Consider the following 231-nt stretch of genomic DNA (forward strand, 5'->3'; position numbering starts at 1 on the left):
AACATTACCCTGTATTGTTTCTGTTTGAGTAAAGACAATAGTAGCTTGCGAGTTTGCTATAGATGCGCCAACAGCACCGCGACTCACGGTATTTTCCCCTAAAATCTGTATTTGTGTTGTTTTATTACTGGCTAAAACGCCCGCTAAATCTACATAACTTGCAACGGCTGGTGGGTTAACTGTCGCTGTAGGCGCTTGCGTTGACGCTTGAGGTTGTTGCTCATCTGAGCC

At 45.0% G+C, this 231-nt stretch carries 1 protein-coding gene; it reads right to left on the reverse strand.

From position 1 onward, the window contains the following. Positions 1–231 (reverse strand): hypothetical protein (locus R0J88_RS24035; RefSeq protein ID WP_410901463.1); only part of this gene is annotated, 231 nt, incomplete at both ends.

It is taken from the genome of Pseudoalteromonas sp. SIMBA_162, assembly GCF_046535955.1.
Classification (GTDB): Bacteria; Pseudomonadota; Gammaproteobacteria; order Enterobacterales; family Alteromonadaceae; genus Pseudoalteromonas; species Pseudoalteromonas marina.